The 14,502-nt window shown below is 56.4% G+C and carries 15 protein-coding genes; 8 read left to right on the top strand and 7 right to left on the bottom strand.

Going from position 1 to position 14,502, the window contains the following annotated elements; translation table 11 throughout:
- Positions 1-8 precede the first annotated feature (8 nt).
- Together cyoE and L383_RS23205 are read left to right on the top strand one after the other, a co-directional pair.
- On the top strand, positions 9-896 hold the full coding sequence (cyoE, locus tag L383_RS23200) for a heme o synthase (protein ID WP_014882769.1): 888 nt from the start codon (positions 9-11) through the stop codon (positions 894-896).
- Positions 897-1,045: 149 nt separating this feature from the next.
- Complete coding sequence (locus tag L383_RS23205) at positions 1,046-2,407, top strand: MFS transporter (RefSeq protein ID WP_023332232.1); 1,362 nt, start codon at positions 1,046-1,048, stop codon at positions 2,405-2,407.
- Positions 2,408-2,438: 31 nt separating this feature from the next.
- On the opposite strand, the gene L383_RS23210 is transcribed toward L383_RS23205, so the two are convergent.
- Positions 2,439-2,930 carry a YajQ family cyclic di-GMP-binding protein gene (locus L383_RS23210; RefSeq protein WP_023332231.1) on the bottom strand — a complete coding sequence of 164 codons (492 nt, stop codon included), beginning with the start codon at positions 2,928-2,930 and terminating at the stop codon, positions 2,439-2,441.
- 121 nt (positions 2,931-3,051) lie between these two features.
- Between L383_RS23210 and panE the strand changes: the two genes are divergently transcribed.
- Both panE and yajL read left to right on the top strand, forming a co-directional pair.
- Positions 3,052-3,963, top strand: a complete 912-nt coding sequence (gene panE, locus L383_RS23215; protein ID WP_023332230.1) for a 2-dehydropantoate 2-reductase — start codon at positions 3,052-3,054, stop codon at positions 3,961-3,963.
- Positions 3,926-4,519, top strand: a complete 594-nt coding sequence (yajL, locus tag L383_RS23220) for a protein deglycase YajL (RefSeq protein ID WP_014882765.1) — start codon at positions 3,926-3,928, stop codon at positions 4,517-4,519. Before panE ends, yajL begins: the two co-directional genes overlap by 38 nt.
- Before the next feature lie 132 nt (positions 4,520-4,651).
- On the opposite strand, the gene thiI is transcribed toward yajL, so the two are convergent.
- Positions 4,652-6,100 (bottom strand): tRNA uracil 4-sulfurtransferase ThiI, encoded by a 1,449-nt coding sequence (gene thiI, locus L383_RS23225; RefSeq protein WP_014882764.1) that lies wholly within the window; start codon positions 6,098-6,100, stop codon positions 4,652-4,654.
- 191 nt (positions 6,101-6,291) lie between these two features.
- On the opposite strand from thiI, the gene xseB reads away from it, so the two are divergent.
- From xseB to L383_RS23245, 4 genes are all read left to right on the top strand, one after another.
- The gene (gene xseB / locus L383_RS23230; RefSeq protein ID WP_008503331.1) at positions 6,292-6,534 is read left to right on the top strand and encodes an exodeoxyribonuclease VII small subunit; all 243 of its coding nucleotides are present in this window, start codon (positions 6,292-6,294) and stop codon (positions 6,532-6,534) included.
- Positions 6,535-7,434: a (2E,6E)-farnesyl diphosphate synthase gene (gene ispA, locus L383_RS23235; RefSeq protein WP_014882763.1), complete on the top strand. Its 900-nt coding sequence runs from the start codon at positions 6,535-6,537 to the stop codon at positions 7,432-7,434.
- 24 nt (positions 7,435-7,458) lie between these two features.
- The gene (dxs, locus tag L383_RS23240) at positions 7,459-9,321 is read left to right on the top strand and encodes a 1-deoxy-D-xylulose-5-phosphate synthase (RefSeq protein ID WP_023332229.1); all 1,863 of its coding nucleotides are present in this window, start codon (positions 7,459-7,461) and stop codon (positions 9,319-9,321) included.
- A 62-nt stretch (positions 9,322-9,383) separates the two neighbouring features.
- Positions 9,384-10,358 (top strand): aldo/keto reductase, encoded by a 975-nt coding sequence (locus tag L383_RS23245; protein ID WP_014882761.1) that lies wholly within the window; start codon positions 9,384-9,386, stop codon positions 10,356-10,358.
- 441 nt (positions 10,359-10,799) lie between these two features.
- Here the strand turns inward: L383_RS23245 and thiL are convergent, their stop codons facing one another.
- The 5 genes from thiL to nrdR form a co-directional block, all read right to left on the bottom strand.
- Positions 10,800-11,771, bottom strand: coding sequence for a thiamine-phosphate kinase (gene thiL / locus L383_RS23250; RefSeq protein WP_023332228.1), 972 nt, complete (start codon positions 11,769-11,771; stop codon positions 10,800-10,802).
- A 77-nt stretch (positions 11,772-11,848) separates the two neighbouring features.
- Positions 11,849-12,268, bottom strand: a complete 420-nt coding sequence (gene nusB / locus L383_RS23255; protein WP_014882759.1) for a transcription antitermination factor NusB — start codon at positions 12,266-12,268, stop codon at positions 11,849-11,851.
- 21 nt (positions 12,269-12,289) lie between these two features.
- A complete protein-coding gene (gene ribE, locus L383_RS23260; RefSeq protein WP_014882758.1) occupies positions 12,290-12,760 on the bottom strand; it encodes a 6,7-dimethyl-8-ribityllumazine synthase in 471 nt (156 codons plus the stop codon).
- An 87-nt stretch (positions 12,761-12,847) separates the two neighbouring features.
- A complete protein-coding gene (ribD, locus tag L383_RS23265; protein ID WP_023332227.1) occupies positions 12,848-13,951 on the bottom strand; it encodes a bifunctional diaminohydroxyphosphoribosylaminopyrimidine deaminase/5-amino-6-(5-phosphoribosylamino)uracil reductase RibD in 1,104 nt (367 codons plus the stop codon).
- Between the two features lie 4 nt (positions 13,952-13,955).
- Positions 13,956-14,405, bottom strand: coding sequence for a transcriptional regulator NrdR (gene nrdR, locus L383_RS23270; RefSeq protein ID WP_008503337.1), 450 nt, complete (start codon positions 14,403-14,405; stop codon positions 13,956-13,958).
- Between the last annotated feature and the right edge of the window lie 97 nt (positions 14,406-14,502).

The raw sequence follows: 14,502 nt of genomic DNA, 5'->3' as shown, positions 1-14,502 counted from the left end.
CGGCGAGTATGTTTAAGCAATACCTGCAAGTAACGAAACCAGGCATCATCTTTGGCAACCTGATCTCCGTGATCGGAGGGTTCCTGCTGGCCTCTAAAGGCAGCATTGATTACGCCCTCTTTATTTACACGCTGGTCGGTGTGTCACTGGTTGTTGCGTCCGGTTGTGTATTTAACAACTACATCGACATGGATATCGACAAGAAGATGGAAAGGACCAAAAATCGGGTGCTGGTGAAAGGCCTGATCGCCCCTTCCGTCTCGCTGGTGTACGCCACCTTGCTGGGTATTGCTGGCTTTATGCTGCTGTGGTTTGGTGCTAACCCACTGGCCTGCTGGCTGGGGGTGATGGGGTTCGTGGTCTATGTGGGCGTCTACAGCCTGTATATGAAACGTCACTCCGTCTACGGCACGCTGATTGGTTCTCTCTCCGGCGCTGCGCCGCCGGTGATTGGCTACTGCGCCGTCACGAACGAGTTCGACAGCGGTGCGCTGATCCTGCTGGCTATCTTTAGCCTGTGGCAGATGCCGCACTCCTATGCCATCGCGATTTTCCGCTTTAAGGATTATCAGGCAGCGAACATCCCGGTTCTGCCGGTCGTGAAGGGCATTTCGGTTGCCAAGAACCACATCACGCTTTACATCATCGCCTTTGCCGTGGCAACGCTGATGCTCTCTCTGGGTGGTTACGCCGGGTATAAATATCTGGCGGTAGCGGCTGCGGTGAGCGTCTGGTGGCTTGGCATGGCGCTGCGCGGATACAAAGTGGAAGATGACAAAGTCTGGGCACGTAAGCTGTTTGTGTTCTCCATTGTCGCCATCACTTCTCTGTCCGTGATGATGTCCGTGGATTTCATGGTGCCAGATTCGCACAACCTGCTGACTTACGTCTGGTAAGCGACAACAGGTCAATAAAAGGGTGCTTCGGCACCCTTTTTTATTCACAAAATCAATTAATAACGCATGTAATATTTGTTAAATAAGCCCTTATTTACCCCGCCCCTTCCCCGCACTACACTATGGCCTGCTTTTGAACTGAGGTGGTAATGAACGATTATAAAATGACGCCAGGCGAGCTACGCGCGACCTGGGGCTTAGGGACTGTCTTCTCGCTACGGATGCTCGGCATGTTTATGGTCCTGCCTGTTCTGACCACCTACGGCATGGCGCTGCAGGGGGCGAGCGAGGCATTGATTGGCCTGGCCATTGGCATTTACGGTCTGGCCCAGGCGGTCTTCCAGATCCCGTTTGGCCTGCTCTCTGACCGGGTTGGCCGCAAGCCACTGATTGTCGGTGGCCTGCTTATTTTTGTTCTGGGCAGTGTGATTGCCGCCCTCTCCCACTCCATCTGGGGGATTATTCTTGGCCGCGCCCTTCAGGGCTCCGGCGCGATTGCTGCCGCCGTGATGGCGCTGTTGTCCGATCTCACCCGCGAACAGAACCGGACTAAAGCGATGGCGTTCATCGGCGTTAGCTTTGGCGTCACCTTCGCCATTGCGATGGTACTGGGCCCGATAATCACCCATGCGCTTGGCCTGCACGCGCTGTTCTGGATGATTGCCGTGCTGGCAACCCTCGGTATTGCCTTAACCCTGTGGGTCGTCCCGGACAGCAAAAACCACGTCCTCAACCGTGAATCGGGAATGGTAAAGGGCTGCTTCAGCAAAGTGCTGGTTGAGCCACGCCTGCTGAAGCTTAACTTCGGCATTATGTGTCTGCACATCCTCCTGATGTCGACCTTTGTCGCCCTTCCCGGCCAGCTGGCCGCTGCGGGCTTCCCGGCAGCCGAGCACTGGAAAATCTATCTGGTCACGATGCTGATTTCCTTTGTCTCCGTCGTGCCATTCATCATCTACGCTGAAGTGAAGCGCAAGATGAAGCGCGTCTTTATTGGCTGCGTAGCACTGTTGCTGATAGCTGAGATTGTGCTCTGGGGTGCCGGCCCGCACTTTTGGGAGCTGATTGCCGGCGTGCAGCTGTTCTTCCTGGCGTTTAACCTGATGGAAGCCCTGCTGCCGTCGCTGATCAGCAAAGAGTCCCCTGCCGGTTACAAAGGCACGGCGATGGGCATCTACTCCACCAGCCAGTTCCTCGGCGTGGCCATTGGCGGCTCGCTTGGCGGCTGGGTGGACGGTCTGTTTGACTCTCAAACCGTGTTTCTCGCGGGCGCACTGCTGGCGACAGTCTGGCTGCTGGTCGCCAGTACCATGAAAGAGCCGCGCTACGTGAGCAGCCTGCGGGTAGAAATCCCGGATGATGTTCAGATTAGCGACGCGCTGAAACAGCGTCTGGAAGCAAAAGAGGGTGTGACGGAGGTCCTGATTGTCCCGGAAGAGCGCAGCGCTTACGTCAAGATAGACAGCAAAATGACCAACCGCTTCGAAGTGGAGCAGGCCCTGAAAGCATGAAAAAAGCCCGGTTGAACCGGGCTTTTTGGTATTAATCGCGGAAGTTTTTAAACTGGAACGGTTGTCCCAGATCGCTGCCACGCACCAGCGCCATCACGGACTGCAGGTCATCGCGGGACTTGCCGGTGACGCGAATCTCTTCACCCTGGATCTGCGCCTGCACCTTCAGCTTGCTGTCTTTAATGAGCTTCACGATCTTCTTCTGCACCGCGCTTTCAATGCCCTGCTTCAGTTTAGCTTCAACGAACCAGGTTTTACCGCTGTGCACAAACTCTTCCGGCACATCCAGAGAGGCCCCTTCAATGCCGCGTTTTAACAGCTTGGCGCGCAAAATGTCGAGCAGCTGATTCACCTGGAAATCAGACTCGCTCAGCACCTTAATGGTCTTATTTGCGTCGTTCAGCTCAAACGACGCCTCAACGCCACGAAAATCGAAACGTGACTCAACTTCGCGGGTTGCGTTCTCAACGCCGTTGCGAACTTCCTGGATATCAACTTCGGAAACAATATCGAAAGATGGCATCTTTTCTTCTCCCTTCACTTTTGTTGCGTTGCATAATACCCGCTACGAGGCATAACTCAACAGAAGCTTAGCTGTATAATTAAGCTGTAACACCTGGCGCAGTTGCAGGTGAGGAGGAACAATGAAAATTACAGTGCTCGGATGCGGAGCGCTTGGTCAGCTATGGCTGACCGCGCTGTGCAAGCACGGACATGAGGTTCAGGGCTGGCTGCGCGTGCCCCAGCCCTATTGCAGTGTAAACCTGATTGGTGAAGACGGAAGCATCTTTAACGAATCCCTCACCGCGAACGATCCCGATTTCCTGGCGCAAAGTGACCTGTTACTGGTGACGCTTAAAGCGTGGCAGGTCTCAGACGCGGTGAAGACGCTGGCTGCGCAACTCCCCTCCACTTCCCCTATACTGCTGCTGCATAACGGCATGGGGACCATTGATGAGCTGAAAAGCGTCCCGCAGCCCCTGCTGATGGCGACAACCACGCAAGCAGCCCGTCGCGACGGCAACATCATCGTGCACGTCGCCAGCGGCGTGACCCATATGGGACCGGCCAGAACACAGGATGGCGACTACAGTTATCTTGCCGATGTGCTGCAGAAGGTGTTGCCGGACGTCGCCTGGCATAACACTATTCGCCCTCAACTCTGGCGCAAGCTTGCCGTGAACTGCGTGATCAATCCGCTGACGGCACTGTGGAACTGCCCGAATGGGGAGCTGAAAAACCATCCGCAGGAGGTTGCATCACTGTGTGCTGAAGTCGCGTCGGTCATTGAGCGGGAAGGTCTGCATACCTCGGCAGAGGATTTGCGCGGTTATGTCGAGCAGGTTATTGAGAGTACGGCAGAAAATATCTCCTCAATGTTGCAGGATGTCCGGGCATTACGCCACACAGAAATCGACTACATTACCGGCTATCTGCTAAAACGTGCCCGAGCACATGGCATCGCCGTGCCGGAAAACGCCCGTTTGTATGACCTGGTTAAACGTAAGGAGAGTGAATATGAGCGCGTCGGCACTGATCTGCCTCGCCCCTGGTAGCGAAGAGACAGAAGCGGTCACCACCATTGATTTGATGGTGCGCGGCGGTATTGAGGTGACGGTCGCCAGCGTTGCCAGCGATGGCAGTCTGGCGGTGACCTGCTCGCGCGGCGTGAAACTGCTTGCGGATGCGCCGCTTGTGCAGGTGGCCGACGGGGATTACGACATCATCGTCCTGCCCGGTGGCCTGAAGGGTGCGGAATATTTTCGCGACAGCCCGCTGCTGGTCGAGACCGTGCGTCAGTTCCACTTATCGGGTCGTATCGTCGCCGCCATCTGTGCCGCCGCCGGAACAGTGCTGGTTCCGCACGATATTTTCCCTATCGGCAATATGACCGGCTACCCCGGTCTGAAGCAGACCATCCCGGAAGACCAGTGGGTGGACAAACGCGTCGTGTGGGATCCACGCGTCAACCTGCTGACCAGCCAGGGCCCCGGCACCGCGATTGATTTTGGTTTGAAGATTATTGACCTGCTGGTCGGGCGCGAAAAAGCGTACGAGGTGGCATCATCGCTGGTGATGCCGGCGGGAATTTATAACTACTATGAAGAGTAGTGCGTAAAAAAGCCGGGTGGCGCCAGGTTAAAGCAAAACGGCAACCAAAGGTTGCCGTTTTTTATGTTTTCTCCCTCTCCCCGCGGGAGAGGGCCGGGGTGAGGGCATCAGGCCGCATTCCCGGGCAAAAAACTACGGGCGATACACCTTCACATTCGCAAAGCCCTGCTCGCGCAGATACAGTGCCTGCAGGCGGCTCATCACCCCACGCTCACACCACAGCAGATACGTTTTGCTCTGGTCGAGATCGCCAAATTTGGTGCTCAGCTTGTAGAACGGCAGCGACACCACTTCAACGCCTTCCACCTGCAGCGGCTTGTCGTCCTGCTCATCAATAGAGCGGATATCCAGAATCGCATCGTTAGCGCCGAAACCGCTTACGGTTTCCACTTCGACGACGTCCTGCTCGGTCTGCTGGGCGATTTCGCGGATATCAATATTGGACGCTTCCGCCACCACTTTATCCAGGATGCTGAAATCGAAGTGCTCTTCTTCGGCTTCGATCTTCGCCTTCACCGCTTTGACGGTCGGGCTTTTTGAGATCACACCGCAGTATTCCGGCATGGTACGGGCAAAATCTTCGGTGCCGATTTCACGTGCCAGATCGATGATGTGCTCTTTATCGTGGGAGATCAGCGGACGCAGGATCAGCGTATCAGAGACGTTGTCGATCAGACGCAGGTTGGTCAGCGTCTGGCTGGAGACCTGCCCCAGCGCTTCGCCGGTGACCAGCGCCTGCACGCCGTAGCGCTCAGCCACTTTGGATGCCGCACGTACCATCATGCGCTTCAGGATAACGCCCATCTGGCCGTCGTCCACTTTCTCAAGAATTTCGCCCACTACCGGCTCGAAGTTGATCGCCACAAAACGCACGCGGTGGGAGCTGCCGAAGCGGTTCCACAGGTAATGCGCGACCTGGCGAACGCCGATTTCATGCGCCGCACCGCCCAGGTTAAAGAAGCAGTAATGGACGCGACAGCCGCGGCGCATCAGCATATAGCTGGAAACGCCGGAGTCGAAGCCGCCGGAGATCAGAGACAAGACATCTTCCTGGGTGCCGATCGGGAAACCGCCGATACCTTCATAACGACCTTTCACCAGCAGCAGGCGATCGTTTTCGATCTCCAGGTTAACCGTCACGTCCGGGTGCGTCAGACGCACGCGCGCAGACTCGACGTGCTGGTTCAAACCGCCGCCAACGTAACGTTCCACTTCAATGGAGCTGAATTCGTGCTTGCCGCGACGTTTCACGCGTACGCAGAAGGTTTTGCCTTCGATCTGATCGCGGTACTGAACCAGCGCTTTCTCGAAGATATCGTGCATATCGCTGAACGGGACGTCTTCCACTTCCAGAATATGGTGGATCCCCGGAATACGGGTCAGCGCGTCGCGAATATCCTGACGTTTGTTTTCGTCTTTCGCACGGACTTCAACGTGGTCCCAGTGGCGCACCACGGCGAGCGTTTCGTCGTAGTGCTTTAATACGTTACGAATGTTCCCGGTGAGAATTTTAATAAAGCGCAAACGCACAGATTGGCTTTTGATGGTGATTTCAGGGAACAATTTAATGATAAACTTCATGGCGGCAATGTTTCTTAGGCAAGCGTATTAAGGCTTGTAATGGAAAAGAGTACAGCAGCCCACACCCGTGGCTGCATCCAGGCGCGCAAGTATACCACCATCGCGCCGCTCCTGTGCACATTGCGCGTTATTTGCTTATCCGCCCGAGTCCGTTACCATGTCGGGGCGAAGAATATAAGAGTCAATTCACTATGCCGAAGAAGAACGACGCACCGGCCAGTTTCGAAACTGCGCTGAGTGAACTGGAGCAAATCGTTACCCGTCTTGAGAGCGGCGATCTCCCGCTGGAAGAGGCGCTCAACGAATTCGAACGTGGCGTGCAGCTGGCGCGACAGGGGCAGGTCAAACTGCAGCAGGCCGAGCAGCGCGTGCAGATCCTGCTTTCCGACAGCGAAGACGCGAAAACTACGCCTTTCACACCGGACGCCGAGTAAATGGATTTTGCCAACGAGCTTCAGGCGCGTGTAGTTCGCGCCAACGACGCCCTGCGCCGTTTTATTGCACCACAGCCTTTTCAGAACACTCCTCTGGTTGAGGCCATGCACTATGGCGCACTCTTGGGTGGAAAGCGCCTGCGCCCGTTCCTGGTGTACGCCACAGGCAATATGTTTGGTATCAGCGATAACACGCTGGACGCCCCGGCTGCCGCCGTTGAGTGCATCCATGCCTATTCGCTGATCCACGATGATTTACCGGCGATGGACGACGACGACCTGCGTCGCGGTCAACCTACCTGCCATATCAAGTTTGGCGAAGCGAATGCCATTCTGGCGGGCGATGCCCTGCAAACGCTGGCGTTCTCTATTTTGAGCGATGCGCCGATGGCGGAAGTGGCTGACCGTGACCGCCTGGCAATGATTTCCGAACTGGCGATGGCCAGCGGCGTGGCCGGCATGTGCGGCGGACAAGCGCTGGATCTTGAAGCGGAAGGACGTCAGGTTAATCTGGAACAGCTGGAGCGTATTCATCGCCACAAAACCGGGGCATTGATTCGTTCTGCCGTTCGCCTGGGCGCGCTGAGCGCGGGTGAACAAGGGCGCAAAGCCTTGCCGACGCTGGACAGATACGCAGAAAGTATCGGTCTGGCATTCCAGGTTCAGGATGACATTCTGGATGTGGTGGGCGATACTGCAACATTGGGTAAACGTCAGGGTGCGGACCAGCAGCTTGGCAAAAGTACCTACCCCGCCCTGCTGGGTCTTGAGCAAGCCCAACGTAAAGCCCGGGATCTGATTGACGATGCCCGCCAGTCGCTAAATGTACTGGCCGCACAATCGCTGGATACCTCGGCACTGGAAGCGCTAGCGGACTATATAATCCAGCGTGATAAATAAACTATATATCTCGATGAGCCTTTGATGAGTTTTGATATTGCCAAATACCCGACACTGGCGTTAGTTGACTCCACCCAGGAGTTGCGTCTGTTGCCGAAAGAGAGCCTGCCGAAGCTGTGCGACGAGCTGCGTCGCTACCTGCTCGACAGCGTAAGCCGCTCAAGCGGCCATTTCGCCTCCGGGCTTGGCACGGTAGAACTGACCGTGGCGCTGCACTATGTCTATAACACGCCGTTCGATCAGCTTATCTGGGACGTGGGCCACCAGGCCTATCCGCACAAAATTCTGACCGGACGTCGCGATAAAATTGGCACCATTCGTCAGAAAGGTGGCCTGCATCCGTTCCCGTGGCGCGGTGAGAGCGAGTATGACGTGCTGAGCGTCGGCCACTCCTCCACCTCCATTTCTGCGGGCATCGGTATTGCCGTTGCCGCCGAAAAAGAGAATAAACAGCGCCGCACCGTCTGCGTGATTGGTGACGGTGCTATCACCGCCGGGATGGCCTTTGAGGCCATGAACCATGCGGGTGATATCAAACCGGACATGCTGGTTATCCTCAACGATAACGAAATGTCGATTTCCGAGAACGTCGGTGCGCTGAACAACCATCTGGCGCAGCTGCTTTCCGGTAAGCTTTACTCCTCGCTGCGTGAAGGCGGTAAAAAAGTCTTTTCCGGCGTACCGCCGATTAAAGAGCTGCTCAAGCGCACCGAAGAACACATCAAAGGCATGGTCGTGCCGGGTACGCTGTTTGAAGAGCTGGGCTTTAACTATATTGGCCCGGTTGACGGCCATGACGTGCTGGGCCTGGTCACCACCCTCAAGAACATGCGCGACCTGAAAGGCCCGCAGTTCCTGCATATCATGACCAAAAAAGGGCGTGGCTACGAACCGGCGGAAAAAGATCCGATCACCTTCCACGCGGTACCAAAATTCGACCCGTCCAGCGGCTGTCTGCCAAAAAGCAGCGGCGGTATGCCGAGCTATTCCAAAATCTTCGGCGACTGGCTGTGTGAAACCGCCGCGAAAGACAACAAGCTGATGGCGATCACCCCGGCCATGCGTGAAGGCTCCGGCATGGTGGAGTTCTCCAGAAAATACCCTGACCAGTATTTTGACGTGGCGATTGCCGAGCAGCATGCGGTGACGTTCGCAGCGGGCCTGGCCATTGGCGGTTACAAGCCGGTGGTCGCTATCTATTCTACCTTCCTGCAGCGCGCCTACGATCAGGTGATTCATGACGTGGCCATCCAGAAGCTGCCGGTGCTGTTTGCGATCGACCGTGCGGGCATCGTCGGCGCTGACGGTCAGACGCACCAGGGCGCATTCGATCTGTCGTTCCTGCGCTGTATTCCGGATATGGTCATCATGACGCCAAGCGACGAAAACGAATGTCGTCAGATGCTGTTTACCGGCTATCACTATCAGGATGGCCCTAGTGCGGTGCGCTACCCACGCGGCAATGCGTTGGGCGTTGAGCTGAAACCCCTGGAAAAACTGACGATCGGTAAAGGTCTGGTGAAACGTCGCGGTGAGAAAGTGGCGATCCTGAACTTCGGTACGCTGATGCCAGAAGCTGCGAAGGTCGCTGAAACGCTAAACGCTACCCTGGTGGATATGCGCTTCGTGAAGCCGCTCGACGAATCTCTGATTTTGAATTTGGCCGAGACGCATGACGTGCTGGTCACCCTGGAAGAAAACGCCATCATGGGCGGTGCGGGAAGCGGCGTGAACGAGGTGCTGATGGCAAACCGCAACGTCGTGCCGGTGTTGAACCTCGGCCTGCCGGATCATTTCATTCCTCAGGGTACCCAGGATGAAGCCCGTGCGGCTATTGGCCTGGACGCCGCCGGTATTGAAGCCAAAATCCGCGCCTGGCTGGACTAATCCCTCCCCTTTTTCGCTCCTGCTATGCTTAAACGTATTGTTTAAACAGCAGGAGCGGAACCATGCAATACACCACATTAGGAAAAACCGACCTTAAGGTTTCCCGGCTTTGCCTGGGCTGTATGACTTTTGGCGAGCCCGAACGAGGGAACCACGCCTGGACGTTGCCGGAAGAGAGTAGCCGTCCGATTATTAAACGCGCTATCGAGGGCGGCATTAACTTCTTCGACACCGCCAACAGCTACTCCGACGGCAGCAGCGAGGAGATTGTCGGTCGTGCCCTGCGTGACTTTGCGCGTCGGGATGACATTGTGGTCGCCACCAAGGTGTACTACCCGTCAGGTGACCTGACTCAGGGCCTTTCTCGCGCGCAGATCCTGCGCTCTATTGATGACAGCCTTAGACGCCTGAACATGGATTACGTCGACCTGCTGCAAATTCACCGCTGGGATTACAACACGCCGATCGAGGAGACGCTTGAAGCGCTCAACGAGGTGGTGAAAGCCGGTAAAGCTCGCTATATCGGCGCGTCGTCTATGCATGCGTCGCAGTTTGCACAGGCGCTGGATCTCCAGGCGCAGCACGGCTGGGCGCGTTTTGTCACCATGCAGGATCACTACAACCTGATCTATCGTGAAGAAGAACGTGAGATGCTGCCACTGTGCTATCAGGAGGGCGTGGCGGTGATCCCGTGGAGCCCGCTGGCGCGCGGACGTTTAACCCGTCCATGGGGAGAAACCACGGCTCGTCTGGTCTCAGATGAAGTCGGAAAAAATCTCTACGACGGTACAGAAGCCAGCGATGCGTTAATTGCCGAACGCTTAGCCGGGATTGCCGACGATACGGGAGCCACCCGCGCACAGGTGGCGCTGGCGTGGCTGCTGAGTAAGCGCGGGGTCGCGGCACCGATTATCGGGACGTCCAGGGAAGAACAGCTGGATGAACTGCTGAGTGCAGTGGATTTATCCCTGACGCCGGAGCAGATTGCCGAGCTCGAAACGCCGTATCAGCAGCATCCGGTGGTGGGGTTTAAATAAGCCCTCATTCTAACCCTGTCCCAAAGGGCTGGGGTGAGGGGGAACATACGGCTGTGGTGGTCATTCCGTTCACTTTATGTTCCTTGCTACTCTGTAACGACATGACCAGTGAACGTGCCAGGGTGGCTCAATCGCCACCACCCTGGCAACCCGGGCTCCCGGCGGTAAATCGCCGCTTCGCGGTGCCTTCGGCTTATTCCTTCCGGCCTATCGGGTACGGGCGGAGGTAACGTCCCTGTAAAGCCCGCCCTCTCGGCGCATCCATGCGCCTCGCCCCGGCCTTACGGAAACGCCTCAGCGATTTACAGCCGGACCAGAGCATCGCTGAAAGCCTTACATCGTTCTTAAATAACCTTATTGCTGCTTAAAAATGGGAGAGGGAACGAAATCCGTAGGCCGGGTAAGGCGGAGCCGCCACCCGGCAATACAGATCGCACAAAATTAACCGAAGTGATCGTACCCTTTCCAGTCGAGCGTGACCGGGGCACCGTCCTGCACAAACTTCAGCCCTTCGCTCTCCGGCATGATCTGCCCGATGCAGGTAAATTTCGCGCCGAGATGCGCTAACGCCACGTCCAGCGTGCCACGGTTCAGCTCAGGTACCGTGAAGCACAGTTCGTAATCCTCACCACCGGAAAGCGCCCAACGCAGGGCCTGCTCAGGCTCCACGTGGCGAAGCAGTTGCTCTGATAGCGGGAACAGATCCAGGTCGATGCGCGCGCCCACGCCGCTGGCCTTCAAAATATGGCCAAGATCGGAGATCAGCCCGTCGGAGAGATCGATAGCCGAGCTTGCCCGTTCCCGTAGCGCCTGCCCATGCAGAATACGCGGGGTGGGTCGCAGATGGCGTTTCACCAGATACGCCGCGTCGTCAGCATCCTTCACGGTCAAGCGATCCTGAAGAATAGCCAGCCCCGCAGCGCTGTCTCCCGGTGTACCGGTGACGTAGATCCAGTCACCTGGTTTTGCGCCCGAGCGTTTGAGCGCCCGACCGAGGGGCACATAGCCATGGATCGCCAGCGTCATCGACAGCGGCCCGGCAGTAGTATCACCGCCAATCAGCTGCATATCGTAGTAGTTCAGCTGTTCAAACAGCGCATCGCTAAAGGCTTCAAGCCAGGTTTCATCGACCTCGGGCAGCGTCAGGGCCAGCGTTAGCCATGCCGGATCGGCACCCATCGCGGCCAGATCGCTGACGTTGACCGCCAGCGCTTTATACGCCAGATCGGCAGGATCGATATCGGGTAAAAAATGACGTTCGCACACTAAGGTGTCGGTGCTGATTGCCAGCGTCTGTTTTTCGGGAATATTGAGAAGTGCACAGTCATCGCCAATGCCGGTTTCAACATCAAGACGAGAGGTTCTGACACGGTCGAAATAACGGGCAATCAGGGAGAATTCGCCGCATGCCATACGTTATGCCTCAGCAAATAAAAGAAAAAACCGGAGCCGCACTGCCCGTCAGGCAATGCAGGACTCCGGTTTGCGGATCACTTTTTGTGGGGACGGATCGCAGGTGCAGCTTTATCAAGAACGCCGTTAACAAATTTGTGGCTGTCTTCAGCGCCGAAGGTTTTTGCCAGTTCGATCGCTTCGTTGATGGCCACTTTGTACGGCACATCATCTCGTTTAGACAGCTCAAACAGCGCGATACGCAACACTGCTTTTTCCACCTGACCCAGCTCTTCGAGCAGACGGGACAGGTATGGCTTCATCAGACCATCGAGATACGCGCTATTAGTCGCCACTCCCGACAGCAGTTCACGGAAGTACAGAACATCGACGTCTTTCACGTCCTGTTCTGACAGGAACTGGTACTCAACATCGGCGATGTCGTTGTGGGACAACTGCCAGGAGTAAAGTGCCTGAACGGCACATTCACGGGCGCGGCGACGAGCAGCAGGTTTCACGGAATTCCCCTTACAAAAAAATCAGGCCTTGATGGCTTTCAATACATTGATCATTTCAAGCGCGGTCAGTGCAGCTTCTGCACCTTTGTTACCGGCTTTGGTGCCAGCACGTTCGATGGCTTGTTCAATACTTTCGGTGGTCAGCACGCCGAACGCGACAGGAATTTCAGCATCCTGCGCAACGTGTGCCAGACCATTGCTTGCACCGCCCGCAACGTATTCGAAGTGCGCAGTGCCGCCACGAATAACAGTACCCAGCGCGATCACCGCGTCGTATTTACCGGTTTTCGCCAGCGCGCCCGCTGCCAGTGGCAGCTCGTAAGCGCCTGGAACCCAAACAACGGTAATGTTCTCATCTTTCACCTGACCGATACGTTTCAGGGCGTCAATCGCACCTTCCAGCAGGCTGTCGTTGATGAAGTTGTTGAAACGCGCAATGGTGATGGCGACGCGAGCGTCCGGGGTAGCTACAGCAGCTTCAATAATGTTCATACTCTTCCTTTACGGGTTCATTTGGCCCCGCAGGGGGGCGGATTTTATCATAATACTTTGCGCACTGCTTCCCTATTTCAGGAGCAATTACGCTGTCGTTAAATGGAGGCAGACATCCGGGCCTACAGGACGAATCTCGCTGAATGTGAGTTGCGGTGCGTCGGCCAGTTTTTCAAGGCCAGGCAGCACAAACAGGCCGCGCGCGTCGTGGCCTAACAGTTTAGGCGCAACGTATACAATCAGTTCATCCACCAGCCCGGCCTGCAACAGCGCACCCGCGAGCGTGGGTCCCGCTTCTACCCAGATGCTGTTCACCTGCTGCTTGCCGAGCAGCATCATCAGCACCACTAAGTCGAGGCGACCGTTGTGCTCAGGTACCATAATGCTACGCACGCCCTCTGGCCATTCGCGCGTATCTTCTTTGGTACGGGCAATCCAGGTTTCACCCGGCTGCTGCACGATGCGATGTTCCGGCGTTATGCGGTTCTGGCTATCAATGACAATACGCAGCGGCTGACGCAGGTTCTCCTGCGGGTAAAGCGCCTGAGTATCGGCATTCAGTTCGTCCCAGCGCACGGTCATAGCCGGATCGTCAGCCAGAACGGTTTCACTGCTGGTGAGGATAGCATGGCTTTGCGCGCGAAGACGTTGCACATCGCGCCTTGCCTGGGGCGAGGTGATCCACTGGCTTTCACCGTTTGCCATCGCCGTACGACCGTCCAGCGAGGTGCCCAGCTTAAGCTGGATATACGGGAACCCGGTGCGCATGCGCTTCAGAAAGCCTTTGTTGATCGCTTCGGCGTCCTGCATCATCAGCCCATGACTGACGTCAATGCCTTCCTGCTGCAGGCGATACAGACCGCGTCCGGCAACCTGCGGATTCGGATCCTGCATCGATGCCACCACGCGGGAAACCCCCGCAGCAATCAGCGCGTCGCAGCACGGTGGGGTACGCCCGTGGTGGCTGCAGGGCTCCAGCGTCACGTAGGCGGTGGCACCGCGTGCCTTCTCGCCTGCCATCCGCAACGCATGGACCTCGGCGTGCGGCTCGCCGGCACGATAGTGGAACCCCTCCCCCACGATCTCGCCATCTTTAACGATCACGCACCCGACGTTCGGATTGGGATGGGTAGTAAAACGCCCGCGCTGCGCCAGCTTCATGGCTCGCGCCATGTAAATCTCATCCTGCATGAGCTTAATCCTGTAAGCGGGCGATCTCTTCGCCAAACTCTTTGATATCTTCAAAACTGCGGTAGACAGAGGCGAAGCGGATATAGGCGACCTTATCGAGCTTTTTCAGCTGCTCCATCACCAGGTTGCCGATCATCTTGCTTGGCACCTCGCGCTCGCCCAGACCACGAAGATAAGATTTTATGTGGTTTAACGCCATTTCGACGTCATCCGCGCTGACGGGACGTTTTTCCAGGGCCTTCAGCATCCCGCTACGCAGCTTCTCTTCGTTAAACGGCTCGCGCACATCGTTACTTTTTACCACGCGCGGCATTACCAGCTCAGCAACCTCAAAGGTCGTAAAACGCTCGTTGCACACCAGACATTGCCGACGACGGCGTACGGATGACCCTTCGCCTACAAGACGCGAGTCGATGACTTTGGTATCCACAGCGGAGCAGAATGGGCAATGCATACGGTATCCCTGTTATCCGGTTAACTGAGTTTCATTTTACCCTGATCTGGCCTGACAACAAAGGAAGAGCTTTTTGAGACAAAGGATCTATGTCTGA

Source organism: Enterobacter sp. MGH 37, from assembly GCF_000534515.1.
Taxonomy (GTDB): domain Bacteria; phylum Pseudomonadota; class Gammaproteobacteria; order Enterobacterales; family Enterobacteriaceae; genus Enterobacter; species Enterobacter kobei.
Note: the sequence above shows the minus strand (reverse complement) of the source record. Positions and strands in the feature narration are given on the sequence as shown.